At 60.3% G+C, this 24,638-nt stretch carries 22 protein-coding genes; 17 read left to right on the top strand and 5 right to left on the bottom strand.

Features of this window, described 5'->3' with window-relative positions; genetic code table 11:
• Position 1: 1 nt before the first annotated feature.
• From lspA to CK501_RS17095, 9 genes are all read left to right on the top strand, one after another.
• Positions 2–514, top strand: a complete 513-nt coding sequence (gene lspA / locus CK501_RS12375) for a signal peptidase II (RefSeq protein WP_095618058.1) — start codon at positions 2–4, stop codon at positions 512–514.
• Positions 511–939: an FKBP-type peptidyl-prolyl cis-trans isomerase gene (gene fkpB / locus CK501_RS12370; protein ID WP_095618057.1), complete on the top strand. Its 429-nt coding sequence runs from the start codon at positions 511–513 to the stop codon at positions 937–939. Before lspA ends, fkpB begins: the two co-directional genes overlap by 4 nt.
• Positions 940–957: 18 nt before the next feature.
• Positions 958–1,914: a 4-hydroxy-3-methylbut-2-enyl diphosphate reductase gene (gene ispH, locus CK501_RS12365; RefSeq protein ID WP_095618056.1), complete on the top strand. Its 957-nt coding sequence runs from the start codon at positions 958–960 to the stop codon at positions 1,912–1,914.
• Between the two features lie 163 nt (positions 1,915–2,077).
• Positions 2,078–2,560, top strand: a complete 483-nt coding sequence (locus CK501_RS17100; protein ID WP_095618055.1) for a GspH/FimT family pseudopilin — start codon at positions 2,078–2,080, stop codon at positions 2,558–2,560.
• Positions 2,561–2,590: 30 nt separating this feature from the next.
• Complete coding sequence (pilV, locus tag CK501_RS12355) at positions 2,591–2,962, top strand: type IV pilus modification protein PilV (RefSeq protein ID WP_095618054.1); 372 nt, start codon at positions 2,591–2,593, stop codon at positions 2,960–2,962.
• A 26-nt stretch (positions 2,963–2,988) separates the two neighbouring features.
• A complete protein-coding gene (locus CK501_RS12350; RefSeq protein ID WP_158223115.1) occupies positions 2,989–4,059 on the top strand; it encodes a PilW family protein in 1,071 nt (356 codons plus the stop codon).
• A 5-nt stretch (positions 4,060–4,064) separates the two neighbouring features.
• Positions 4,065–4,601 carry a pilus assembly PilX family protein gene (locus CK501_RS12345; RefSeq protein ID WP_158223114.1) on the top strand — a complete coding sequence of 179 codons (537 nt, stop codon included), beginning with the start codon at positions 4,065–4,067 and terminating at the stop codon, positions 4,599–4,601.
• Between the two features lie 22 nt (positions 4,602–4,623).
• Entirely contained in the window at positions 4,624–8,109 is a 3,486-nt protein-coding gene (locus CK501_RS12340; RefSeq protein WP_158223113.1) for a pilus assembly protein, read from the top strand.
• The gene (locus tag CK501_RS17095) at positions 8,106–8,561 is read left to right on the top strand and encodes a type IV pilin protein (RefSeq protein ID WP_095618050.1); all 456 of its coding nucleotides are present in this window, start codon (positions 8,106–8,108) and stop codon (positions 8,559–8,561) included. The genes CK501_RS12340 and CK501_RS17095 overlap by 4 nt, the downstream gene beginning before the upstream one ends.
• 6 nt (positions 8,562–8,567) lie before the next feature.
• Here the strand turns inward: CK501_RS17095 and CK501_RS12330 are convergent, their stop codons facing one another.
• From CK501_RS12330 to CK501_RS12320, 3 genes are all read right to left on the bottom strand, one after another.
• Positions 8,568–9,125: a GspH/FimT family pseudopilin gene (locus tag CK501_RS12330; RefSeq protein WP_095618182.1), complete on the bottom strand. Its 558-nt coding sequence runs from the start codon at positions 9,123–9,125 to the stop codon at positions 8,568–8,570.
• A 100-nt stretch (positions 9,126–9,225) separates the two neighbouring features.
• The gene (locus CK501_RS12325; RefSeq protein WP_095618049.1) at positions 9,226–10,599 is read right to left on the bottom strand and encodes a sigma-54-dependent transcriptional regulator; all 1,374 of its coding nucleotides are present in this window, start codon (positions 10,597–10,599) and stop codon (positions 9,226–9,228) included.
• On the bottom strand, positions 10,596–12,239 hold the full coding sequence (locus CK501_RS12320; RefSeq protein WP_095618048.1) for a sensor histidine kinase: 1,644 nt from the start codon (positions 12,237–12,239) through the stop codon (positions 10,596–10,598). Before CK501_RS12320 ends, CK501_RS12325 begins: the two co-directional genes overlap by 4 nt.
• An 85-nt stretch (positions 12,240–12,324) precedes the next feature.
• On the opposite strand from CK501_RS12320, the gene CK501_RS12315 reads away from it, so the two are divergent.
• On the top strand, positions 12,325–13,947 hold the full coding sequence (locus CK501_RS12315) for an NAD+ synthase (RefSeq protein ID WP_198949507.1): 1,623 nt from the start codon (positions 12,325–12,327) through the stop codon (positions 13,945–13,947).
• Positions 13,948–13,953: 6 nt separating this feature from the next.
• On the opposite strand, the gene CK501_RS12310 is transcribed toward CK501_RS12315, so the two are convergent.
• Positions 13,954–14,835, bottom strand: coding sequence for an outer membrane protein assembly factor BamD (locus tag CK501_RS12310; RefSeq protein WP_095618046.1), 882 nt, complete (start codon positions 14,833–14,835; stop codon positions 13,954–13,956).
• A 102-nt stretch (positions 14,836–14,937) separates the two neighbouring features.
• On the opposite strand from CK501_RS12310, the gene rluD reads away from it, so the two are divergent.
• The 3 genes from rluD (at position 14,938) to clpB (ending at position 19,342) form a co-directional block, all read left to right on the top strand.
• Complete coding sequence (rluD, locus tag CK501_RS12305; RefSeq protein ID WP_095618045.1) at positions 14,938–15,912, top strand: 23S rRNA pseudouridine(1911/1915/1917) synthase RluD; 975 nt, start codon at positions 14,938–14,940, stop codon at positions 15,910–15,912.
• Positions 15,909–16,667: a peptidoglycan editing factor PgeF gene (gene pgeF, locus CK501_RS12300; RefSeq protein ID WP_095618044.1), complete on the top strand. Its 759-nt coding sequence runs from the start codon at positions 15,909–15,911 to the stop codon at positions 16,665–16,667. Before rluD ends, pgeF begins: the two co-directional genes overlap by 4 nt.
• A gap of 98 nt (positions 16,668–16,765) precedes the next feature.
• Positions 16,766–19,342: an ATP-dependent chaperone ClpB gene (clpB, locus tag CK501_RS12295; protein ID WP_095618043.1), complete on the top strand. Its 2,577-nt coding sequence runs from the start codon at positions 16,766–16,768 to the stop codon at positions 19,340–19,342.
• 11 nt (positions 19,343–19,353) lie between these two features.
• Here clpB and CK501_RS12290 read toward each other — a convergent pair whose 3' ends face one another.
• Entirely contained in the window at positions 19,354–19,812 is a 459-nt protein-coding gene (locus CK501_RS12290; protein WP_095618042.1) for a DUF4124 domain-containing protein, read from the bottom strand.
• 361 nt (positions 19,813–20,173) lie between these two features.
• Here CK501_RS12290 and CK501_RS12285 point away from each other — a divergent pair, with 361 nt between their 5' ends.
• Genes CK501_RS12285 through pssA form a run of 4 tightly spaced genes read left to right on the top strand, consistent with a single transcriptional unit; the run spans position 20,174 to position 24,314 of the window.
• On the top strand, positions 20,174–21,895 hold the full coding sequence (locus tag CK501_RS12285; protein WP_095618041.1) for an acetolactate synthase 3 large subunit: 1,722 nt from the start codon (positions 20,174–20,176) through the stop codon (positions 21,893–21,895).
• Positions 21,896–21,899: 4 nt separating this feature from the next.
• A complete protein-coding gene (gene ilvN, locus CK501_RS12280; RefSeq protein ID WP_077529096.1) occupies positions 21,900–22,391 on the top strand; it encodes an acetolactate synthase small subunit in 492 nt (163 codons plus the stop codon).
• Between the two features lie 42 nt (positions 22,392–22,433).
• Positions 22,434–23,447, top strand: a complete 1,014-nt coding sequence (gene ilvC / locus CK501_RS12275) for a ketol-acid reductoisomerase (RefSeq protein ID WP_095618040.1) — start codon at positions 22,434–22,436, stop codon at positions 23,445–23,447.
• Positions 23,448–23,492: 45 nt separating this feature from the next.
• Entirely contained in the window at positions 23,493–24,314 is an 822-nt protein-coding gene (pssA, locus tag CK501_RS12270; protein WP_095618039.1) for a CDP-diacylglycerol--serine O-phosphatidyltransferase, read from the top strand.
• The last annotated feature ends 324 nt before the right edge of the window (positions 24,315–24,638 follow it).

Here is a 24,638-nt window from a genome sequence, read left to right as displayed (position 1 = left end):
TATGCTGACACCGTTGGCCCGTAACGGGCTCATCATCGCGGCCTTCATCGTGATCGCGGACCTGACCACCAAGGCCGCCGCCACGGCCATGCTGGATTACGGTGAGGCCAGGGTGGTTCTGCCGTTCTTCAATCTGACGCTGCTGCACAATACCGGCGCGGCCTTCAGCTTCCTCTCGGAGGGGGCCGGCTGGCAGCGCTGGCTCTTCATCACGCTCGCGGTCGTCATCTCGGGGGTGCTGGTGGTGTGGCTGACACGGCTGAAGCGGCACGAGACCTGGCTTGGCATCGCGCTGGCTTTCGTGCTTGGCGGCGCTGTCGGCAACCTCTACGATCGCGTGGTGCACGGCTATGTGGTGGATTTCTTCCACTTCCACTGGGCCGGTTACCACTTCCCCGCCTTTAACGTGGCGGACAGTTTCATTACCGTTGGCGCCATCATGCTGCTGCTGGACCTTTTCATGGGCAGCGAGCAGGGCGACAGCGGGTCACAGCAAAAGGGCAACAGGCAATGAGCGTAATCGGACCGGACAGCCAGGTGACCCTGCATTTCGCGCTGCGGCTGGAAGACGGCTCGGACGTGGATTCCACCTTTGAGAAAGAGCCGGCCACGCTCACCGTGGGCGACGGCAACCTGCCGGAAGCGTTCGAGCGCTGTTTGCACGGCCTGAAAGCAGGCGACCGGCAGACCTTCTCGGTACCGCCCGAGGATGCCTTTGGCCAGCCCAACCCGAACAACGTACAGACCTTCAAGCGCCGCGAGTTCAGCCCCGAGCTGCCGCTGGAGGAGGGCATGGTGCTCTCCTTCGCGGATGCTGCCAAGGCGGAAGTGCCCGGTGTCATCAAGGCGTTTGATGATGATACCGTTGAGGTAGACTTTAACCACCCACTCTCGGGCAAGACACTTGAGTTTGAAGTCTCGATTGTGGATGTCCAGTAAGCACCGGGAATCATGACCATGCAGATCAAGCTCGCCAATCCCCGTGGATTCTGTGCCGGCGTTGACCGCGCCATCGAGATCGTCAACCGGGCGCTCGATGTGTACGGCGCCCCCATCTACGTGCGCCACGAAGTCGTCCACAACAAGTTCGTGGTGGACAACCTGCGCGAGCGCGGTGCCGTGTTCGTGGACGAGCTGTACCAGGTGCCCGACGACGCCTGGGTGATCTTCAGTGCCCACGGGGTCTCCCAGGCCGTACAGCAGGAGGCCCAGGACCGCGGGCTGCAGGTCTTTGACGCCACCTGCCCGCTGGTCACCAAGGTACATATGGAGGTCATGACCTACAGCCGCGAAGGGCGTGAATGCATCCTGATCGGCCATGCCGGCCACCCCGAGGTGGAAGGCACCATGGGCCAGTACGATCGCAGCAATGGCGGCGACATCTACCTGGTGGAAAGCGAGGCCGATGTCGAGAAGCTGCAGGTGAAGAACCCTGAAAAGCTGGCCTTCGTTACCCAGACCACGCTTTCCATGGATGACACAGCGCGCGTTATCGACGCCCTCCAGACCCGTTTCCCGGCCATCCAAGGCCCGCGAAAAGACGACATCTGCTACGCCACCCAGAACCGTCAGGACGCGGTGAAGATGCTCGCCGCCGAGTGCGACCTGATGCTGGTGGTGGGGTCACCCAACAGCTCCAACTCCAACCGCCTGCGCGAGCTGTCTGAACGTATGGATACGCCCGCCTACCTGATTGATGCGGCCGACCAGATTGAGGCCTCATGGCTTGAGAACGTGGGCGCCGTGGGCGTGACGGCCGGCGCCTCCGCGCCTGAGGTCCTGGTTGAGGAAGTCGTGGCCCGCCTGCGTGAGTTCGGCGGCGAAACGCCGGATGAACTGGAAGGCGAGCAGGAGAACGTGGTCTTCAGCATGCCCAAGGCACTCCGGATTCCCGCCAAGGAAGTGGAGGCCTGAGTCGGGCCTCCGTAATCATCCCGGTGTGAAGTCTTTCACACCGTTTTACCGCTCATCCCCTGATCCTTTCCGCTCGTCGGCCATCGGCTGACATTTCTGTAACCCGCGCTATCCTCAATACTGAGTCAATTGAACCGTGTCCATCGATTGGACGAGGCGTGTCATGAAGCGTATCGGAATGGAAGTGCCTGCTGGTTCGGACGGAAACCTCCAGCGAGGTTTTACTCTGCTTGAGTTGATGATTGTGGTTGCCATAGCGGCGATTCTGGCTACCGTCGCGGTACCGGCACTCAATACTTTTGTAGAACGAAATCGACTGACGTCCGCCACCAATGATGTGGTCGGAGGATTGAATTTCGCTCGTTCAGAGGCTGCCTCAAGGGGTGAACAGGTAAGTATTAACCCTCTGGATGGAGACTGGGGGAACGGAATGAGCATCGAGGTGGATGGCAACACCATACAGCGTATTGAGATCACCGATGGTGTTACTTTTACGGGAGAATCTTTCGCGTTCCGCGCCGTCGGAGAGGTGTTTGGCGGCCAGAGCAAGTGCCTGGAGATTGATGCGGGGGGGGACGAAGCGCCTCAGTTCGTGGCCATATCCCCGGCGGGCCAGGTTCGGGTCACCAAGAATAGTTGTAACTGATTTGGCTGCCAGCGGGACAGGAGGAATTCAATGAACAGATTAACCAAGACCAGGGAGGCGGGGTTCTCGATTACCGAAGTAATCGTTGCGGTTCTGATCCTGTCCATTGGCCTTCTGGGTATGGTCGGGCTTCAAACCCAGGCGGTTAAGCAGACCCACGGGGCTGAGAAGCGCAGTATTGCGACGCTACATGCCAATACAGTTGCCGAAAATTACCGTGTGAATGACGGGGCGTGGGATGAGAGTGCAATGAACCGGGTCGTAAAACGTCATCTTGGTGATGAGGCGGGAGTGGCGCTGACGGTTGAGGATGAACTCGCACGGATTCGGGTTAGCTGGAAGTCGCAGCAAAATGATGGGAATGGGATGAATTCGGTGACGGTCTATACGAGGTCGCAATGATGACGGGTTGCATTGGGGAAAAAGGTATGGCCAATCGTCATGAAAAGGGATTCTCCCTGGTTGAGCTTATGGTTGCTCTGGTGATTTCGTCTCTTGTGATGCTGGGTGTTGTGCAGATTTTTATCGCCAACAACAAAAGTTTTCACATGCAGAAAGCGAACGCGCGTACTCAGGAGGCAGGCCGGATAGCAATGGAAATGCTGACGCGGGAAGCTCGGAACGCAGGATTTTTCGGGTGCACCCCGAGTGAAGGGCTGGTCAATAATCTCGATGAGAACGATGCAGGGTACTCGGAAGACCAGCATGACATGAGCCTTGATGAGGCTGTGATGACGGTTCAGCCTTCCTCCTCACTGTCAATGCCTACCAATCAGATCACGAACAGTCACAACCTTCGGTTGCTTGGCGTTAAGGCCGCTCGTGATGGCAGCGGTAACGCTATCGAAATGCGGGTTGAGGATGTTCCCAATTCTGCGAACTTCCAGGTGAACAATGCCGATGGATTGGAAGAGGGCGATATTATCGCCCTGACGGATTGCATCGGCGGCGATGTGGTTCAGGTGACCAATGTCCAGAGTGGGGGCGTGATCGTCGCAAACAGCGGTACTACCCATTCACCGGGGAATAGCTATGACGAGGGTTTTGATGGGTGCTCCGGCAGTAACTGCCCCAGCCGACTGTACAGCGAAGGAGCGCGGATCAATCGCCTTGGGGTAACGATGTATTACGTGGAGAATCCCACAGATGCTGAACCCGCGCTGTTCCGTTGGGATCCTGAAACAAACAGTGGTACTGAACTGGTTCAGGGCGTTGCGGATATGCGGGTGCAGTATGGAGTTGGTGCGGGATCTGTTGACTGGCGCTCCCCTTCAGCTGTTGACCCGAATTGGGCGGATGTGCGTGCGGTGCGTATCAGCATCCTCGTCCGTTCAAAGAACGAGAACCTGATGAATGATCCGATGACGTACTGTTTCCCGGGAGAGCCCTGGGATGGGCAGGACTGTACAGAATCCTCCAACAGAACCACGGCCTCGGATGGGCGGCTCTATCGTGTTTATACCGCGACTGCATCTGTTCGTAATCGTAACCTGGAATGATGACCATGAATAAAATGGCTGGACACCGTCGTAAACAGGGAGGGGCAGCGCTACTGCTTGCCCTGATCATTCTGTTTGTCCTGACCCTGTTGGGTATTTCGAGCCTCGATGGCGCTTTAATGCAGAACCGCATGGCTCAGGCCCAGCGTGAAGGTGTCGTGGCTCTGGAATTGGCCGACGCTGCATTATCTGAGGTGGAGGCCCGCATCCGGGCAGGATCATTGGGGCCGACTGACTTCCATGATCCTGATGATGCGCCTGACCCTTTCGATAGTGATACCTGGACTGGGAACAGTACCCAGACGATTGATGTGGAGGGGTTTGAGAGTGAGCGTTCACCCGAATATCGATATTTCATCGAAGATCTCGGAGAGGCGGAGATAACCGGTTCGGTCGCGAGTTCAGTGAGGGATTTCAGGGACGGTAACCAGCAGAGCAGCGTTGATGTGCGCCGTGCCCGGATAGTGGTAATGGCGCGCAGCAACCACGGCAATGGTAAGCGGCTGATCGAATCATTCTATGTCTATGAACCGGATGCCTGAAGCGGGCTTCAGTGGAGGCGTTATGAACGGGGCAATGTGCAGAAAAATCGCGCGGAACTGGTTGGTGGGATTGTTCCTGATGGTACCCCTCTTGGCCAGTGGCGCGGACCTGGCTAATAAACCCCTGTTTGTGGGTTCCAAGGTGCAGCCCAACGTTATGTTTGTCATTGACGATTCCGGTTCAATGGGCTGGAGCTTCATGCCGGATGAGATCCAATATGACGCCAGTAATGGAAGGGGGGACTGTGTTCGATCAAACTGGTGGGAAGAGGGTTGTCAGGAATGGGAGTATCCGGAATCATCCGGGGAGCGTGTCGAAAACCAGTGGTATTATTCAGCGCGTGTAAACTCAGTCTATTTTGATCCAGACCGTCCCTATAATCCGCCATTGAAACCCGATGCGGAAAACAGTGACGACCGCATGCCGGATGCTGACTACACGAATGCTTGGGTCGACGGCTACAAGGACTTTTATAACGAAAACGGGGGCACTACCAAGCGCGGTCTTCAGGATGATTTTCGCCACAGTGGAACTACATTCCAGGAGTCCGGTGCTTTCTATTACGAGTTTGATGGCACGGTTGAAGGGTGTGAAGACAACCCGAAACAGAATAAGTGCTATACCTACGTGGAAATGAACACTCAGCCCGAGCCGTTGAAACAGAAATTCGCCAATTGGTATTCCTATTATCGGACCCGGATGTTCAGCGCACGTGCAGCGATCGGCGAAGGATTTGAACAGCTGGGAGACGAAGTACGGCTTGGCTGGGGGTCAATCAACACTGCGTCAAACTCGGTGGATGGAACGAACCAGAGAACAGTAACCCAGGGAGTTCGCCCTTATGGGTCTCATCGGGAGTCATTCTACGATTTCCTGTACGACGAGGTGGAGCCTGACGGCGGGACCCCGCTACTTTCTGCTCTGGATGGGGCGGGGCAGTATTATGAGCAAAACGACCGATCCTGGGCAGCTGATCCTGCATCCGGCGATTCGGAACTGCGTGAGTGTCGTCAGTCCAATACGATCCTGATGACGGACGGTTTTTGGAGCGAAAGATATCAGAGCGGCACTCCTCAACCTGGGAATTTGGATGGTACAGAGGGTGAGCTCATAGAGAACGAGGCATCTGGAGATAGCTATAAATACGAGCCTCATGGATTCTGGTCTGATGATACAGGTAACACCCTTGCTGACGTTGCTATGAATTACTGGCGGCGGGATATCCGTGAGGATCTCGATGATTTCGTGCCGGATTCCAAAAAGAACCCGGCATTCTGGCAGCACATGGTGACCCATGGGGTGGGGCTTGGCGTTGAAGGAACATTTGACGATCAGGAAGTGCTTGATGAGTTGGCGTCCCTTTCCGGTAACGAAAACAGGGACCCCGTCCCTGAATCCGAACTGGCCTCCTATGACTGGCCGGATCCCGTTAACGTGGCTCAAGGGAGCCCCGCGAAGATTGATGATCTGTTACACGCCTCCGTGAATACTAGGGGACAGTTCTTCAGTACTTCTGATGTGGAAACGTTCGGGAGCCAAATGGCCAACTTGCTCACCGAGATTGAGAGTGAAGCTGCCTCATCCAGTGGGGTCTCTTTTGATGTGGCCACGCTTCAGGAGGAAGCGTTGACTTTTGCAGCTTCCTTTGACCCCGCAAGTTGGAGCGGTGATATCCAGGCATTATCCATCGAGAGACAGGACGACGGGGATGTGACATTTCCCGACCGTTTTGATCAGGGGGTCTGGTCCGCTGCGGCGCGTCTGGATGAGCGCAATCTGGAAAGCAACGGGCGGACCATCATTACGGCTACAGGCGGGGCAGGTAAGCCTTTTGCGTGGGATGAGCTCAATTCTGACCAGCAAGCGGACCTTCAGGCCGGGGTAGGCGATGACCCAGAGGAATTACTGGCATTCCTGCGCGGTGATCGTTCTCAGGAGAGCACTACCTTCCGTGAGCGCGGGAGTCGCCTGGGGGATATCGTGAATTCCACGCCAGCCTATGTTGGGGATCCTGAAGCGGGGTGGCCGGATGTTCCCCCGTATGCACCTTCTGAGTCCCCCTATTCTGACTTTGCTGCGGAGAAGGAGGGGCGTACTCCGGTGATCTATGCGGGCGCTAATGATGGGATGCTTCATGGCTTCAAGGCTACGGAAAATGGCGGGGAGGAACTCCTTGCCTATGTCCCTGAATACCTTTATTCGGACGAACAAGGGGAAGGTCTGCATGCCCTTGCGGATCCGGATTACGAGCATCGTTACTACGTTGATCTCTCACCACGTACTCAGGATGTTTACGTCGATGGGGAGTGGCGCACTGTATTACTCGGGGGGAGCCGTACTGGTGCGAATGGCATCTTTGCACTGGATGTGACGGATCCCAGCAACTTCAGTGAAGCCAATGCCGACGATATTGCCCTCTGGGAGTTTTCGGATTCGGATGACAACCGGATGGGTCGGATCACCCAGGCTCCCATCGTTTCGCTCGCGGATTGGGGAGGACAGGGCAATAACACGGACGTTCGATGGACGGTTTTCCTTCCGAATGGCTATAAGTCCGGCTCCGATACAACCGGCTTCTTCATGCTGGATCTTGAAGGGGGAATTGAGAACGGTTGGAGTGACGAGAACCGGCAATTCGTTGAGTTTGACTCAGGGGACGGGGCAACAGGACTCTCCTCGATGGCGGTTCTTGATACCGACTCCGATGGTATTGCCGACCGTATTTACGCAGGTGATCTGGAAGGAAACCTTTGGGCTGCCTCTGGCCAGAATGAGTGGGGATCGGTTTATACCTCAGGCAATGGGAATAACGCCACTCCTCAGCCGTTGTTCAGTACGCCGAGCAGGCAGGGAAAGCCGCAACCCATTACGGCTGCGCCTCGTGTAACACGGACACCTGTGGCGAGCGTGGACAGTGACGATGAGGATTTCCTGGTTCTTTTTGGAACCGGGCAGTATGAGTTCAATGGTGACGCCAGTGACGACCAGCAGCAGAGCTTCTATGCTGTTCGTGATAACGGTAGCGGTGGGCTCAGTCGTAATGGCTTGGTTGAGCGCACAGTTTCGGAAACCACTTCCGAAGGCCGCAATATTCGCCAATCGTCTGGTAATCCTGTGGATTATACCAATAAGCATGGGTGGTACTTGGATTTGCCTGACCGCTTTGAACGGATTACAACGTCGGCGGACACTCGTGGAGATACCGTGTTTGTTAATTCGATGATTCCTGACGTCAATCCCTGCGCACAGGGAGGCAAGGGTTGGCTTATGGCGTTTGGCTTGGATGGTCAGACTCCAGAAGAACGGGCATTTCTGGATTTTGAACAGCCGATTGCCGGCTATCAGGTGGGCGCCTTGCCCAATGATTCAGAGGTGCTTAGTGGTGGTGAAGAGGATTACCGCGTAACCACCCTCTCGGATGGTACTCTCGATGTTGGCGGTATCCCGCCGTCATCGGCGGACGTGGAAGGGCTTGGTCGGCGTGGATGGCGTGAGTTGCTGCAATGACAGGGCAGTGGGGCGAGGCTAGTTCACCAGTGTTTGAGGAAAAGGCGAGGGTAGGTGGCTTCACTCTCATCGAACTGATGATCGTCGTCGCCATCATCGGCATCATCGCCGCCATCGCGTTCCCTACGTATCAGAACCATGTGGAGAGGACCCGGCGCACCACGGCCCAGGGCGACCTGATGGAGCTGGCCCAGTGGATGGAGCGCCGCTACAGCGAGAACTTCAGCTACCTGAATGATGATGGCAATGCCCCGGCACTACCCTTCAGTCACTCACCGCGTGAGTATGATTCAGGGGATGCGTTCTATGACATCAGCTTCAGCGGCAATGTTGATCAGAACTCTTTCACGCTCCAGGCCCAGCCAAAGAATGGGCAGAGCGGTGACGACTGCGGCACGCTCACACTGGATAACCAGGGTAACCGTGGCGCCGACGGCAGCGACTGCTGGTAACCGCGCTCAGGGGCAGCTTACGGCCTGTCCGTTGCTGCCCTGAACGATCCCATCTCCCGAATGGTCCTGAGCGTAGCGTAGGCGTCCGCCCATATTGATGATGAGCTGTCCGGCGTTTTTCTCGTCACCGCTTTCCGGACACCATGTCAGATTGCCGAGCGTTCCACGGATCATGCCGTTGGGCCGATACTGGAAATAGCCCCGGTTGCCCACCCGTACCGTCCATGAGCCGGATTCCGATGGTTCCTTGATGCGCAGTGATTGCCTGCCGGCCGTGAGCGCGCGCTTGTTGTTCGGGTCTGCAAAGACATGCACTGGCTTCTGCCAGTCCCCGGTGCATTGATTGCTGTCATCCAGGGGGCAGATGGTCACGATGGTGCCCTGGCTGACCGCCTCGGTTCGGGCAAGATGGAAAAGCCCCACCATATTCTGCATCTGGGTCCGGCGGGTGGTGTTCTCGAAAAGCTTCTGCAGGCCGGGGACCATGGTAGTGGTCACAATGGCCAGTACCGCAATGACGATGATCAGTTCGAGCAGCGTCACGCCGCATTCCGTGCGTCTCATCCCTGAGTCCTCTTCTGTCAGATCCGTTCAATCCCTGTTCGGATGAGCGGATTCTAGGCAAAGAGGGCCCGGGAGCGCAACGAAGGGATTCGCGGAAGTGCTACTCCATGCCCAGCTTCTTGAGCTTGTAACGCAGGGCCCGGAAGCTGATCCCCAGCCAGCGCGCGGCTGCCGTCTTGTTGCCTTCGGTCTGGGCCAGGGCCTTCTCGATGGTGGTGCGCTCGATGGATTCCAGGTAGGACTCCAGGTCCATGCCGCTCTCCCCGGGCTCCGGAATGGCTGCGCTCTCCTCCGGGGCCGACCCTGGTGAGGGGGCGCCGTTGAGCTGGAGGTCCTCGCCCCGGATCACATCCTCCTCGCTCAGGGTGAAGGCCCGTTCCAGGCAGTTCTCCAGTTCCCTTACGTTGCCCGGGAACGGGTGGGCCTGCAGGGCGGTTACCGCGTCGTCGCTGAGCTGGGCCGGTGGCAGGTCGTAGTCCCGTGCCAGGCGTTCCAGGATGTGCCGGGCCAGTATCGGGATATCGGCGGCACGCTCGCGCAGGGAAGGCACCCTCAGTTCAATCACGTTGATCCGATAGAACAGGTCCTGGCGGAAGAGGCCGTCCTCCACCAGTGCGGCGAGATTGCGATGCGTGGCGCTGAGGATACGCACGTCCACGGCAACCTCCTCCTTAGCCCCGACAGGCCGGATACGCTTCTCCTGGATGGCCCGAAGAAGCTTTACCTGCATGGGCAGCGGCAGATCTGCGACCTCATCCAGAAACAGGGTGCCCTGGTGTGCAGCCTGGAAGAGCCCCTCACGGTTCTCGGTAGCGCCGGTAAAGCTGCCCTTGCGGTGCCCGAAGAACTCGCTCTCCATCAGTTCCTGGGGAATGGCGCCGCAGTTGACCGGAACAAAGGCATGCTCCCGGCGAGGGCCGTGCTCATGGATCAGCCGGGCCACCAGTTCCTTGCCGCTGCCGGACTCGCCGCTGATGTAGACCGGGGCCTGGCTGCGCGCGACCTTGCGGGCCTGGCGCCGGAGTGTGTCAATTTCCGGCGACTCGCCGAGCAACAGCTCCTCGTCTCTGGCACCAGTGGTTCCCCGGTCCTCGCCAGCGTTTTCCGGGGGCAGTCGCAGAGCGCTTTCAACCAGCTCCCGCAGGCGGGGTAGTTCCACGGGCTTGGAGACAAAATCGAAGGCGCCGGTCTTGAGCGCTGTTATCGCGGAATCCATGCTGCCATAGGCGGTGATCACCGCTACCGGTATGTCCGGGCACTGACTCTGCATCCAGTCGACCAGGTCAATGCCGTTGCCGTCCGGCAGGCTCATATCGGTCAGGCACAGGTGGAAGACCTGGTTGGCGAGCAGGTCCCGCGCTTCAGCCAGTGTGGCGGCGGTTGTGCACTCAACAGCCATCCGGCTGAGCGTGATATCAAGCAGTTCCCGGATGTCCGGCTCGTCGTCGACAATCAGGGCCCTGTAATCGGTCATGGTTCATTCCCTGTCAGGTTGGCGCCCGAGGCACTGAAATCCAGAGCGCGGCGCCCCGGATGGGCAAAGGTGATGCGGAAACAGCATCCGGTCTCGCCGCTCTCCAGCAGAAAGAGCCGGGCCTGGTTGGCCTCGCACAGTTCCCGTGCCAGATAGAGTCCCAGGCCGGTGCCTTCCTGTTCGGTGGTGTGGAACGGTTCGAACAGCGAGGCCTGTTGGGTCTCATCCAGCCCAGGGCCGTAATCCCGCACGTCAATATAGGCCCTCTGACCGTCCTCGGTCACGCCGGTCCGCACCGTGAGCTGGGGGCGGCCGGTTCGCTGACGGCTGTAGCGCAGGCCATTATCAATCAGGTTGGTCAGCGCCTGCTGCAGCTGTGAGGGATCAAAACGGGCTGACCCCGGAACGCCGGAGAGTTTCAGGTCGATCAGCACCGGCTCCTGGACCGTCTCCACATAGTCGTTGACCACCCCGGCCAGCCACTCGCCCAGATCCATCAGGCGGACACTGGTTGTGCGCCGGCGTGAGAGCTCCAGCACATTCTCGATGATGGCATTCACGCGTTCGCTGTGGCGCTGGATGATGCCGGCCATCCGGCGGTCGCCATCATCCGCGGTATCGGATTCGCCGAGAAGCTGGGCCGCGTGGCTGATCGCACCCAGTGGGTTGCGGATCTCATGGGCAATGCCGGCGGTGAGTCGCCCCAGGGAGGCCAGTTTCAGCTGCTGGGCCTGCTGGACGATCTTGCCCGTGTCCTCCAGAAAGATCAGGACCAGATGCTCCAGTGGGCTGTCCAGGCGCATGAAATTCGCCTGCACACTGGGCGTGTCGTTGCGGGCCTGGAATGGCGGTGTGCGTTCGCCGGGCTGTTCAAGCCACTGATCAAGGCGCTGCTTGAGCGCCTGGGGCAGGGTGGTCAGGCGCGGGGCTGCCGTGCGTTCTCCCAGCAGCAGCTCGCCGGAAGCGGCGTTGGCCATCCGGAGGGCCCCATTGGGCTCCGCGACCAGGATGCCGGTATGCATGCGCTGGATGATCTGATGGTTGAGCTGTTCCAGCTCCTCAATGCTGCGGGCGCGTTCCGAGGCCAGCTGTTCACTGGAGGCCAGGCGGCGGGTGATGTTCTGGAGCAGGAAGGCGGCGGCAAAGTAGATGAGCCCCATGACGCCGGCCCGCACGATGTCATCCACACCGGACAGTCCCTGCAGCAGGAGCAGGGTGGCTGTTACCAGCGATGCCAGCGTGGCCAGTGCGGCGTAGAAGATACCGACCCGGCCGGGAATCAGGATATTGCCCGCTGCCACGCTGATGATGCCCAGGTTCACGATGCCGCTGCTGATGCCGCCGCTGAAGAAGGCGAGCAGGTGGATCGCTACTATGTCCGCCAGGATGGAGAGGGTGATGTGCCAGGGGCGGAGCGCATAGCCGGCCAGCAGCAGCATGCCCGTGACGATGTTCATCGCCAGGTAGGTGAGGGCCGTGGCCTGGAACAGCCATTCGTTGTGCAGTCTGGTGCCGACCAGATCCGTCTCAAGCAGCAGCAGCGCCACCAGCAGCAGGCTGATGACGATCCGGTAGTAGTTGTAGATGCGGAAAAGACGGGCCCGCTGGTCCTTCTTTGCTGCCTGTGGCGACGCCTCCATGGAGACTCCGTGTGAGTGGAACGTCAAAATGGATTCAGGTGGTTATAATAGCGTCCCAGCGCCCATGGTGACAGGAGACAGGGGAATGACAGCGGGTTTGCGGGTCGTGATGGCCCAGTTCAATGCCACGGTCGGGGATATCCCCGGTAATGCCGAAGGGATCCTCTCAATGGCCCATGACGCGGTTCGGTCGCATGGGGCGGACATTGTGGTTTTCCCGGAGCTGGCGCTGACGGGCTATCCCCCGGAGGACCTGCTGCTGCGTCCGAGTCTGGGGACCAGGGTGGAGCGCGCACTGGAACATATTGCGGAGGCCATGCCAGAGGCCATCCTGATCTTTGGCGCTCCCCGGGTTACGGATGAGGGCCTGGTCAATGCGGCCATGGTGCTGGACTCCGGCCAGGTGCTCGGGCAGGCCGCAAAGCAGTACCTGCCCAACCAGGATGTGTTTGACGAGAAGCGGTGGTTCGTTCCGGGAACGGCCACCAGTGTGTTTGAGCTGCGGGGGCTGCCGGTTGCCGTCACCATCTGTGAGGATATCTGGCACGATCAGCCGGCGGTTGCGGCGGCTGATAGCGGAGCCCGGCTGCTCATTAATCTGAATGCCTCCCCCTACCATCTGGAACGCCAGCCGGAGCGGCGGGAGCGGCTGGCCACACTGGCCCGTGCGCACAATCTGGGCATCATCTACGTGAACCTTGTGGGCGGCCAGGATGAACTGGTCTTTGACGGTGGTTCACTGGCTTTTGACGGCCAGGGCCAGGAGTGTGCCCGGGCGCTGCGCTTTGATCAGGCGCTGCATCCGGTGCAGCTGGATGCTGATGGAAACCTGGTGGAAACGGAGCTGGCACCGGAACCTGATGAGGATGCACTGGCTTACAGGGCCCTGTGCGTGGGGCTGCGTGACTACATCGGCAAGAACGGCTTCCCCTCGGTGGTGCTCGGCCTTTCCGGGGGGATTGATTCGGCCCTGACGCTGGCGGTGGCGGTCGATGCACTGGGCGCGGACCGGGTATCCGCGGTGATGATGCCGTTCCGGTACACCTCGGGTATGAGTCTGGAGGATGCCGAGCGCATGGCGGATGGCCTGGGTGTTGAGTACCGGGTGTTGTCCATTGAATCCATCTACGATGCCTTCATGGAGACGCTGACCGGCCCCTTTGGCGACCGCGCCATGGATACCACTGAGGAGAACCTGCAGGCCCGGATTCGTGGCACCCTGCTGATGAGTCTTTCCAACAAATTCGGCAGTCTGGTTCTGACCACCGGCAACAAGAGCGAGCTTGCCGTGGGCTACTCCACCCTCTACGGCGACATGGCTGGTGGCTTCAGTGTGCTCAAGGACGTGTCCAAGACACTGGTCTACCGGCTGTCACGCTGGCGTAATCGGGAAGAGGAGGCGATTCCGCAGCGGATCATCGAACGCCCGCCGTCTGCGGAGCTGGCACCGGACCAGAAGGATGAAGACAGCCTGCCGCCCTACGAGGTGCTGGATCGGATCCTGGAGCGCTATGTGGAGCAGGATATCAGCGCCGAGGGCATCATCGCCGAGGGGTATGACCGGGAGGATGTGCTGCGGGCGGTTCGGCTGGTGGATATCAACGAGTACAAGCGCCGCCAGGCCCCCATCGGCACCCGCATCACGCGGCGTGCTTTCGGGCGGGATCGGCGCTATCCGATCACCAACCGGTGGAAGGCGGGCGACTGAAGCCCGTCACTCCTCCTCTTCCGGGCCGCCCATGAGTCCGAAGGTCAGTACGCTGGCCAGGGAGCGGTCCCGGATGCCGAAGGTCTGGCGGATGAAGCGTCCGTCATCGTCCAGCGCCGGGTTGTCCGGGTAGTTTTCGGCCAGCACGCGGGCCGTGTCTTCGCGTTCCTGTTTCAGTCCCAGTCGGGCGTACATCTCGGCCATGATGACCAGAGCCTCTTCCACCGCCGGCGTTCGGTTGTATTCCTCAACCACGGTCCGTGCGCGGTTCAGTGCCGCGATATAGGCTTCCCGCTTGATGTAGTACTGCGCTGCCGCCAGCTCCTGCCCGGCCATCCGGTTACGGATGGCGATCATGCGCTGGCGGGCGTCGGCGGTGTACTGGCTTTCCGGATAGCGGCTGACCAGCTGCGAGAAATCCTCGAAGGCCTGGAGCTGCTGTCCGGGATCACGGGCGTCCACTTCAATGGGGAAGTAGCGTGCGGCCAGCCCCAGGTCCATGTAATAGGAGGCGATGCCGCGCATGTAGAGCGCGTAGTCCGCATTCTCGCTCTGGGGGTTCAGCCGCAGGAAGCGGTCCGCCGCGCTGCGCGCACCCTGGAGGTCGAGGTTCTGGTAGCGGGCATAGATCAGGTCCAGCTGGGCCTGTTCCGCATAGCGGCCGAAGGGGTAGTAGGTCTCCAGTGCCTCCAGGTTCTGCTGGGCGGACTCGAAGTTGCCAGCGTTCATGGAACTGCGGGCCTGTTCGTAGTACTCCTCCTCGGGCAGTGTTTCCTCCCCGGTGCTGGCACAGCCAGCCAGAAGCAGGGCGGTGAGCACGGGAGCGAGAATCCGGCCCGCGGTGCGCTGGATGGAACCTTCGGATTGGGGCAGCGACCGGCGCGTCATGCGATTACCTGTATACTGTGATGTAAAAGGGTGTGAGTTGACGGCCATTGTAACGGCCGGGATCATGATTCGGAACCAGCAGAGGGCAGGACAGCACAATCCATGACAAGCGGCACAGAACGCATCGAGGCAAGCTTCAGTGTACCGCCGGAACTCAGCGACCAGCGGTTGGACCAGGCCGTGGCACGGCTGATGCCGGAGCATTCACGCTCGCGCATCCAGGGTTGGGTGCGGTCCGGCGAGCTCACGGTCAACGGCGAGAAACGCCGGCCACGGGATCAGGTACTGGTGGACGACCGCGTGGAGGTGGCCGCTGAAACGGAGGCTGAGGTCACCTGGGAAGCGGAGGCGATCGATCTGGACATCATCCATGAGGATGAGCATCTGATCGTGCTGAACAAGCCGGCGGGTCTGGTGGTTCATCCGGCTGCCGGCCACGAGGCGGGGACCCTGGTCAACGCGCTCCTCCATCATGCCCCGGAGCTGGAGCGTATTCCCCGGGCGGGGATCGTGCACCGGCTGGACAAGGACACCAGCGGCATCATGGTGGTGGCCCGGAGCCTGGAGGCGCATACCTCCCTGGTGGCGCAGTTGCAGGAACGGCGTATGGGGCGCGAATACCAGGCCGTCTGTCTGGGGGAGCTGACCGGTGGTGGGCGGATTGAGCAGCCCATCGGTCGCCATCCCCAACAGCGCAAGAAAATGGCCGTGGTGCCCGATGGCCGCCCGGCGGTCACGCATTACCGGCTGGTCAGGCGCGTGGCCGGGTTCAGTCACATCCGCTGCCAGCTGGAGAGCGGGCGGACCCACCAGATCCGGGTTCACATGGCACACATCCGTCATCCGCTGCTCGGTGATCCGGTCTATGGAAGCCGTATGCGCTATCCCAGAGGGACGGATGAGGAGCTTCGATCCGTGCTGGACGGGTTCCGCCGCCAGGCCCTGCACGCGGCCCGCCTTGAGCTGGCGCATCCGGCCACCGACGAGTTCTGCGAGTGGGAGGCGCCATTGCCCGCGGATTTCCGTCAGCTTCTGGATGCTCTGTCTGCTTTTGAGGAAAGGCGTTCCGCTTCATGATCACGGAGTCTGACGAAAGCGTCTTCGTTCCGGACTGGCCTGCTCCTGCCGGGGTTCGATCCCTGGTCACCACACGCCGTGGTGGTTTCAGTAGTGGTCCCTGGCGCAGCTTCAATCTCGGTTTTCATGTGAACGACGACGCGGGGGCCGTGCACGCCAACCGGGCAAAGCTGAACCGAGTCAGCGGGCTGGCTCCAGGGGCTGTCCACTGGCTTGAACAGGTCCATGGCAACCGGGTGGTGCGTGTCCCCGCCATGGAACAGACGCCGGTGGCGGATGCGGCCTGGACGGACCAGCCGGGCCAGGCCTGTGTGGTCATGACGGCGGACTGCCTCCCGGTGCTGTTCTGCGATGACCGGGGATCCCGGGTTGCTGTGGCCCATGCCGGCTGGCGGGGACTGGCGGAGGGTGTGCTGGAGGCAGCCCTGGGTGTTTTCCCGGAGCCGTCGCGGGTTCTGGCGTACCTGGGGCCCGCCATCGGGCCCTCCGCCTTTGAGGTGGGCGATGAGGTCCGTGCGATCTTTATTGCGGAGGATCCGGAAGCTGGTTTCCATTTCCGCCCGGCATCCTCGCTGGGTGAAACCTGGTATGCGGATCTCTATGGCCTTGCCCGGCACCGGCTCGAGACCGCCGGGGTTAAGCGCGTTTTCGGAGGTTGCGCCTGCACCTTCTCGGATGAGGCGGACTTCTTTTCCTACCGCCGTGACGGCACCACCGGCCGCATGGCATCCCTGATCTGGCTTGACAACGCTTGAAGAGCCGGTAAAAGCCCCAATATCTCCCCACAAAGCCAAAATGAGCAACCGTTGGTGATGGCACCACACGGTTCCTGGAACAGTGGGAGAATGAATCGATGCGAATCGACAAGATGACGAGCCGGCTCCAGAACGCGCTGGCGGATGCCCAGTCACTGGCGGTCGGGAACGACAACAACACCATTGAGCCCCTGCATCTGATGCAGGCGCTGCTGGACCAGAAGGACGGTGGCACCCGCGGGCTGCTGCAGCAGCTGAGTGTGGACCCCAACCGCTTCCGCCAGTCCGTGGCCGAGGGCATCGATGGCCTGGCGCGTGTCAAGGACAACCAGGGCGATGTCCAGATGGGCCAGGAGCTTGGCCGCCTGCTCAACATGACGGATAAGCTCGCCCAGCAGCGTGGTGATGGCTATATCTCGAGCGAGCTCTTTCTGCTGGCCGCCACCGAGGACAAGGGCCCCCTGGGCAAGGTCTTCCGGGAATTCGGCGTTACGAAGGACTCAATGGCCCAGGCCATCGACAGCATGCGTGGAGGTGAGACCGTGGACGACCCCTCAGCAGAGGAAAACCGTGAGGCTCTGGACAAGTATACCTCGGATCTCACCGCCCGGGCCCGGGACGGTAAGCTGGATCCGGTGATCGGCCGGGATGATGAGATCCGGCGGACGATCCAGGTACTGCAGCGCCGCCAGAAAAACAACCCGGTTCTGATCGGCGAGCCCGGTGTCGGCAAGACGGCCATCATCGAAGGGCTGGCCCAGCGTATCGTGGACGGCGAGGTGCCTGATGGCCTGAAGGACAAGCGCGTGCTCGCGCTGGATCTGGGCGCTCTCCTGGCCGGGGCCAAGTACCGCGGGGACTTCGAGGAGCGCCTCAAGGCGGTGCTGAATGAGCTCGGCAAGGAAGAAGGGCAGGTGATCCTGTTCATCGACGAGCTCCACACCATGGTTGGCGCGGGCAAGACCGAAGGTTCCATGGATGCGGGCAATATGCTCAAGCCGGCGCTGGCACGGGGCGAGCTCCACTGCGTGGGTGCGACCACCCTGGATGAGTACCGTGAGAACATCGAGAAGGATGCCGCCCTGGAGCGCCGTTTCCAGAAGGTGATGGTCAACGAGCCCACCGAGGAGGACACCATCGCCATCCTGCGCGGGCTCAAGGAGCGCTACGAGGTCCATCACGGCGTGGAGGTGACCGACGGCGCCATCATTGCTGCGGCCAAGCTTTCCAATCGCTATATCACGGACCGTAAGCTGCCGGACAAGGCCATCGACCTGGTGGACGAGGCGGCCAGTCAGATCCGGATCGAGATGGATTCCAAGCCGGAATCCCTGGACCGGCTCGAGCGGCGGCTGATCCAGCTCAAGATCGAGCGCGAGGCGCTCAAGAAGGAGAAAGACGAAGCTTCCAAGAAACGCCTGGATGAGCTGTCGGAACAGATCGCGGATCTGGAGAAGGAGTACGCGGATCTGGAGGAGGTCTGGAACACCGAGAAGGCCTCTCTCCATGGCGCCCAGAGGGTGAAGGAGCAACTGGAAGAGGCGCGCATCGAGCTGGACAACGCCCGTCGTACCGGGGACCTCCAGCGCATGTCCGAGATCCAGTACGGCCAGATCCCGGAACTGGAGCGCCAGCTGGACCGCGCCAGCCAGGCCGAGATGATGGAGATGTCGCTGCTGCGTAACCGGGTGACGGACGAGGAGATCGCCGAGGTTGTCGGCAAGTGGACTGGCATTCCGGTTTCCAAGATGCTCGAGGGCGAGAAGGACAAGCTCCTGCGCATGGAACAGAGCCTGCATGAGCGGGTGATCGGGCAGGATGAGGCCATCAGTGCCGTGGCCAATGCGGTGCGCCGTTCGCGTGCCGGTCTGTCGGATCCGCACCGCCCCAATGGCTCCTTCCTGTTCCTTGGTCCCACCGGGGTGGGTAAGACCGAGCTTTGCAAGGCCCTGGCGAACTTCCTGTTCGATACCGAGGAAGCCATGGTGCGCATCGATATGTCGGAGTTCATGGAGAAGCATTCCGTGGCACGGCTCATTGGTGCACCGCCGGGGTACGTCGGCTATGAACAGGGCGGCTATCTGACCGAGGCGGTACGGCGCCGGCCCTACTCAGTGCTGCTGCTGGATGAGGTCGAAAAGGCGCATGGCGATGTCTTCAACATCCTGCTCCAGGTCCTGGATGACGGCCGCCTGACCGATGGCCAGGGACGTACGGTGGACTTCCGTAACACCGTGATCGTGATGACCTCGAACCTGGGGTCGGACATCATCCAGACCATGGCCGGCGAAGGCCAGTACGAGCAGATGAAGAGCTCAGTGATGGATGTGGTGAGCAGCCACTTCCGGCCCGAGTTCATTAACCGGGTCGACGATGTGGTGGTCTTCCATCCGCTCGACGAGGAGCAGATTGAGGGCATTGCCCAGATCCAGATCGACCAGCTCAATGCGCGTCTGGCTGAGCAGGAGCTGAGTCTGAGCCTCTCCGAGGAGGCGATGAAGAAGATCGCCGGTGTGGGTTACGACCCGGTCTATGGCGCACGGCCGCTCAAGCGGGCCATTCAGCGCTACATCGAGAATCCGCTTTCCCAGCAGCTGCTGGAGGGCGAATTCCAGCCGGGCACCAACATCCAGGCGAATGTGGAAGGCGACGCCTTCCGCTTTACTGCGGGCTGAGGCTTGAGGCCTCAGTCGCAGTTCTCGTCACGGATTTTTTCGTAACGTTCGCGTTCCGCTTCCTTTTCCTCCGGGGAAAGGTAGCGGCGCTCCCCATCCTCCATAACCTGAACCCGGGCATTCTGCTCCAGGGTCTTCAGTGCCTGGCGCGCCGCTTCACAGTTCTTCTCGCGGATCGCCTCTCTTTCCTGCTGTTCTTTCCCGTCCTGTGTTTCGCCATCAGCCGCCGTTTCCTGCTGGGACTCATTACTGTCAGTGCTGGCGCTGCTGTCCTGCTGCTCGGTCTGCTGTGAACCGGTATCAATGGTATTGGTGCTTCCCGTGGAAACCCGTTCGGCATCAACACCGGCGGGAGGATTCGAGCCGAAGTTGGTTTCGCCGGCCTCGTTGGTCCAGCGGTAGATTTCTGCGCCCGCCGGCAGGGCAATGCAGAGGGCGGCAAGCAGGAAAAGCTGGCGGAAAATGCGCATGGCGGAGCTCCGTGGTGTGGATCAATCTTACTCCCGAATCTAGCCCATTACAGGCTGATCGCAAAATGTGCCGTCACGCAGGGTCTTACGGTTGACACTCCGGCACACCCTGTCAGAATTGACGGTGCCTGTAGGCGGTTGAATTGCATGGCGGCAATCCCGGTAGTGTAATTCCTCGGCATCCACACCACTCAACCTGCTGTACACCTTTACCCTCAGGGTGCAGTTGCCCCGGAGCCAACCTCCTCGCGGGGCGGTGTGGAACAGAGCCCGATTCAGCTTTCACAAGAAGCGTTTCTCCAGGGCACAGGCAGTGGAAGAGACATTGAACATTGATTGCTGTGTAAGAGGGTGATCCAACGTGGAATTACTGTCTGGTGCCGAAATGCTCATCCGGTCCCTCAAGGACCAGGGTGTTGAATACATATACGGATACCCGGGCGGGGCTGCGCTGCACATCTACGATGCGCTGTTCCGTCAGGACGATGTCAAACACATCCTTGTGCGCCATGAGCAGGCCGCCACGCATATGGCGGATGGCTATGCGCGCGCCACCGGTGAACCCGGCGTGGTTCTCGTGACCTCCGGTCCGGGTGCCACCAACACCATCACCGGTATCGCAACCGCCTCCATGGATTCCATTCCCATGGTCGTGCTCTGTGGCCAGGTTGCCTCCCATCTCATTGGTGAGGATGCCTTCCAGGAGACCGACATGATCGGTGTCTCCCGGCCGATCGTGAAGCACAACATGACGGTCCGCCATCCCTCCGAGATTCCCCAGCTCGTGAAGAAGGCGTTCTATCTCGCCAAGAGCGGTCGGCCGGGGCCGGTGGTGATTGATATTCCCAAGGACATGACCGCACCGAACGGGCGCTTTGAATACGAGTACCCGGAAAAGGTGAGCATGCGCTCCTACAATCCGGCGGTGCGTGGCCATGCCGGCCAGATCCGGCGTGCCGTGGACATGATGATGAATGCCCGCCGGCCGGTCATCTATGCCGGTGGGGGTGTGGTCCTCGGCAAGGCTTCTCAGCAGCTGACGGATCTCGCCCACGAGCTCGGGTTCCCGGTGACCAACACCATCATGGGACTGGGCGGCTTTCCGGCTACTGATCCGCAGTCGCTGGGGTGGCTGGGGATGCACGGCAGCTATGAGTCCAACATGGCCATGCACCATTCGGACCTGATACTGGCCATCGGGGCCCGGTTTGATGACCGTGTGACCAATGCCACGGACAAGTTCTGTCCCGGTGCCCGCATCGTCCATGTGGACATTGATCCGGCTTCGATCTCCAAGACGGTCCAGGCGGACGTTCCCATTGTGGGGCCCGTCGACTCGGTGCTTGAGGAGATGCGCTCGCTGGTGCGTGAAAGCGAGGAGCAGCCGGATCAGGAGGCGCTTGGGGCGTGGTGGAAGCAGATCCGGGAATGGGGTCAGTACCGTTCGCGCTACCACTACGAGCAGAACGGTGACAACATCATGCCCCAGGAGGCGATCCAGGCCCTCTATCGCGTTACCAAAGGGGATGCCTACGTCACCTCGGATGTCGGTCAGCACCAGATGTTCGCTGCCCAGTTCTATCCGTTCGACAAACCCAACCGCTGGATCAACTCCGGCGGGCTGGGAACCATGGGATTCGGCTTCCCCGCGGCCATGGGCATCAAGCTGCACATGCCCGAACAGGAGGTGGTGTGCGTGACCGGCGAGGGCAGCATCCAGATGAACATCCAGGAGCTGTCCACCTGCAAGCAGTACCACCTGCCGGTGAAGATCATCAACCTGAACAACCAGGCCCTGGGCATGGTCAAGCAGTGGCAGGACATGAACTACGAGTCGCGTTACGCGCACTCGTACATGGAGTCGCTGCCCAACTTCGAGAAGCTGTTCGAGGCCTATGGCCATGTCGCGTTCACGGTAACGCGGCGCGAGGATCTTGAGCCCGTGCTAGAGAAAGCCTTCGCCATGAAGGATCAGCTCGTCTTCGTCGATATCTACGTGGACCCCTACGAGCACGTTTACCCGATGCAGGTGGCCGGCGGCTCGATGAAGGACATGTGGCTCAGCAAGACGGAGAGGGTCTGATACCATGCGGCGAATCATATCGATCCTGATGGAGAACGAGCCCGGCGCCCTCTCGCGTGTGGTCGGGCTGTTCTCCCAGCGTAACTACAACATCGAAAGTCTGGCGGTGGCGCCGACGGAAGACCCGACGCTGTCCCGGCTGACGCTGACCACCGAGGGCTCGGACAAGGTCATCGAGCAGATCACCAAGCAGCTCAACAAGCTGATCGAGGTGGTCAAGCTGGTTGATCTCACCGAGGGCAGCCATGTGGAGCGCGAGCTGATGCTGATCAAGCTGCGCGCCACAGGGGCCCAGCGGGCCGAGATCAAGCGTACGGTCGACATCTTCCGCGGCCAGATCGTGGACGTGACCAGCACCGTCTACACGGTGCAGCTGACCGGTGACGGCGAGAAACTCGATGCCTTCATCCAGGCGGTCGGCACCATGGGCGTTCTGGAAGTGGTGCGCTCCGGCGTCTCCGGTATCGCCCGCGGTGAGAAAGTGCTGTCGCTCTGAATCGCCAATTCCATTTAAAGACACTCTGAACAGGGGAACGTAATGCAGGTCTACTACGATAAAGACTGTGATCTTTCCATTATCAAGGGCATGAAAGTGGCCATCATCGGCTACGGCTCCCAGGGGCACGCCCACGCCAACAACCTGAAGGAATCCGGCGTCAGCAACGTGGTTGTTGGCCTGCGTCAGGGCTCCTCCTCCTGGAAGAAGGCGGAAGAAGCCGGCCTGAAAGTGCAGACCATCGAGGATGCCGTGAACGGCGCGGACGTGGTCATGGTCCTGACTCCGGACGAGCACCAGAAGGCCCTTTACGAGCAGCAGATCGAGCCGAACATCGGCAAGGGCGCCGCGCTGGCGTTCGCTCATGGTTTCAACATCCATTACAACCAGATCGAGCCGCGTGCGGATCTGGACGTCATCATGATCGCGCCCAAGGGCCCGGGCCACACCGTCCGCAGCCAGTATGTTGAAGGCAGTGGCGTACCCTCGCTGATCGCGGTTAAACAGGACGCTACTGGTAAGGCCAAGGACACTGCGCTTTCCTACGCCTCGGCCAACGGCGGCGGTCGTGCCGGCATCATCGAGACCAGCTTCCAGGAAGAGACTGAAACCGACCTCTTCGGTGAGCAGATGGTGCTGTGTGGCGGTACCAGCGCGCTGATCCAGGCCGGCTTCGAGACCCTGGTGGAAGCGGGCTATGCGCCGGAAATGGCGTACTTCGAGTGCCTGCACGAGCTCAAGCTCATTGTGGATCTGCTCTATCAGGGCGGCATTGCGGACATGCGCTACTCCATCTCCAATACCGCTGAGTATGGCGATGTGACCCGTGGTCCGCGCATCATCAATGAGGACACCAAGAAAGAAATGCGCAAGTGCCTGGACGAGATCCAGAGCGGTGAATTCGCGCGTGAATTCATTCTTGAGAACCAGGCGGGCCAGCCCACGCTCAAGGCCAAGCGCCGTATTGCCGAGCAGCACCAGATCACCGAAGTGGGTGATCGGCTGCGTGGCATGATGCCGTGGCTGCAGAAAAGCCGCCTGGTCGGTAACGAGTGAGACTGTTTTGCTGCGCCCGGTAGTATTGAAGGGAGAAGTAGCCTGATGGCGGAATCCGAGCAGGACGTGTCGCCCCCGGCTGAGGCCGGCGAGGAGGAGATTGAGGGCGCCGAAGTGGTGGAGGAAGAGGTTGTGGGCGGATCCCGTGTGCGTAAGCGCGGGATCTACCTTCTTCCCAACCTGTTCACCACGGCGTCATTGTTCTCCGGGTTCTATGCCATTGTGGCGGCCTCCAACAGTGACTTCGCGATGGCTTCCATCGCCATCTTCGTCTCCATGGTCCTGGATGGTCTGGACGGCCGCGTCGCGCGGTTGACCAACACCCAGAGCCGTTTCGGTGAGGAATACGACAGCCTGGCGGATATGGTCGCCTTCGGCGTGGCGCCCGGGCTGGTCGCCTTCTTCTGGGTGCTCAACGATCTGGACAAGCTGGGCTGGGTGGTGACCTTCATCTATGTGGCGGGGTCGGCGCTCAGGCTGGCCCGCTTCAATACCCAGATCGGGTCCGTGGATAAGCGCTATTTCGTCGGGCTTCCGAGTCCCTCGGCAGCGGCAGTGGTCGCGGGCATGGTCTGGTGCCTCCATGGGCTGGAGCAGTCATGGTGGCTGGAAGTGCTGGCGGTGGTTCTTGTCACAGGGGCGGGCACGCTCATGGTGAGCAATGTGCTGTACTACTCCGGCAAGGATCTGGACCTCAAGGGGCGGGTGCCCTTTGCGGCCATACTGCTGGTGGTGCTGGCCTTCGCGGTAGTCGCCATTGAGCCGCCTGTCATCCTGTTCCTCGCGTTCCTGGGGTATACCCTGTCCGGGCCGATGCTCTGGCTTTGGCGTCGACTGCGGCGCAGGAAGAACGCGACTCAGGGGTGATTGCGCACCTGTGGCAGTGGCTGTTTGTGCTGCTGTTACAGGTCATTCAAAAAACGTGTTGACGCTCACGGCGCAGGGTGTAGAATACGCATCTCTTTCGGGGCAACGGCCCACAGCGGCGGCGCTTTCGGGCGCGGATGAGTTGTTCCGGGGATTGACAAAGTTCTGAAATGCTTTAGAATTTTGTTTTTCCAATCAGGGGCTTAACGCCTTCTGAGGTTCTTTAACAATGGGGTCAGGTTATTTGTGTGGGCGCTGGCTGTGGTGGTCGGTGCGATCATCAAAGTCAGTGCTCGTTGATTCGAGTGCGGTCTTTGAGCTTGT

The organism is Halovibrio salipaludis (assembly GCF_002286965.1).
GTDB classification, from domain to species: domain Bacteria; phylum Pseudomonadota; class Gammaproteobacteria; order Pseudomonadales; family Oleiphilaceae; genus Halospina; species Halospina salipaludis.
The sequence above is the reverse complement of the archived record's forward strand: the minus strand, read 5'-3'. Positions and strand labels throughout refer to the sequence as shown.

Bases quoted from the DNA above. Each gene is read 5' to 3' on its own strand.
- lspA (WP_095618058.1), top strand. From the start codon at position 2: ATGCTGACACCGTTGGCCCGTAACGGGCTCATCATCGCGGCCTTCATC.
- fkpB (WP_095618057.1), top strand. From the start codon at position 511: ATGAGCGTAATCGGACCGGACAGCCAGGTGACCCTGCATTTCGCGCTG.
- ispH (WP_095618056.1), top strand. From the start codon at position 958: ATGCAGATCAAGCTCGCCAATCCCCGTGGATTCTGTGCCGGCGTTGAC.
- CK501_RS17100 (WP_095618055.1), top strand. From the start codon at position 2,078: ATGAAGCGTATCGGAATGGAAGTGCCTGCTGGTTCGGACGGAAACCTC.
- pilV (WP_095618054.1), top strand. From the start codon at position 2,591: ATGAACAGATTAACCAAGACCAGGGAGGCGGGGTTCTCGATTACCGAA.
- CK501_RS12350 (WP_158223115.1), top strand. From the start codon at position 2,989: ATGGCCAATCGTCATGAAAAGGGATTCTCCCTGGTTGAGCTTATGGTT.
- CK501_RS12345 (WP_158223114.1), top strand. From the start codon at position 4,065: ATGAATAAAATGGCTGGACACCGTCGTAAACAGGGAGGGGCAGCGCTA.
- CK501_RS12340 (WP_158223113.1), top strand. From the start codon at position 4,624: ATGAACGGGGCAATGTGCAGAAAAATCGCGCGGAACTGGTTGGTGGGA.
- CK501_RS17095 (WP_095618050.1), top strand. From the start codon at position 8,106: ATGACAGGGCAGTGGGGCGAGGCTAGTTCACCAGTGTTTGAGGAAAAG.
- CK501_RS12330 (WP_095618182.1), bottom strand. From the start codon at position 9,125: ATGAGACGCACGGAATGCGGCGTGACGCTGCTCGAACTGATCATCGTC.
- CK501_RS12325 (WP_095618049.1), bottom strand. From the start codon at position 10,599: ATGACCGATTACAGGGCCCTGATTGTCGACGACGAGCCGGACATCCGG.
- CK501_RS12320 (WP_095618048.1), bottom strand. From the start codon at position 12,239: ATGGAGGCGTCGCCACAGGCAGCAAAGAAGGACCAGCGGGCCCGTCTT.
- CK501_RS12315 (WP_198949507.1), top strand. From the start codon at position 12,325: ATGACAGCGGGTTTGCGGGTCGTGATGGCCCAGTTCAATGCCACGGTC.
- CK501_RS12310 (WP_095618046.1), bottom strand. From the start codon at position 14,835: ATGACGCGCCGGTCGCTGCCCCAATCCGAAGGTTCCATCCAGCGCACC.
- rluD (WP_095618045.1), top strand. From the start codon at position 14,938: ATGACAAGCGGCACAGAACGCATCGAGGCAAGCTTCAGTGTACCGCCG.
- pgeF (WP_095618044.1), top strand. From the start codon at position 15,909: ATGATCACGGAGTCTGACGAAAGCGTCTTCGTTCCGGACTGGCCTGCT.
- clpB (WP_095618043.1), top strand. From the start codon at position 16,766: ATGCGAATCGACAAGATGACGAGCCGGCTCCAGAACGCGCTGGCGGAT.
- CK501_RS12290 (WP_095618042.1), bottom strand. From the start codon at position 19,812: ATGCGCATTTTCCGCCAGCTTTTCCTGCTTGCCGCCCTCTGCATTGCC.
- ilvN (WP_077529096.1), top strand. From the start codon at position 21,900: ATGCGGCGAATCATATCGATCCTGATGGAGAACGAGCCCGGCGCCCTC.
- ilvC (WP_095618040.1), top strand. From the start codon at position 22,434: ATGCAGGTCTACTACGATAAAGACTGTGATCTTTCCATTATCAAGGGC.
- pssA (WP_095618039.1), top strand. From the start codon at position 23,493: ATGGCGGAATCCGAGCAGGACGTGTCGCCCCCGGCTGAGGCCGGCGAG.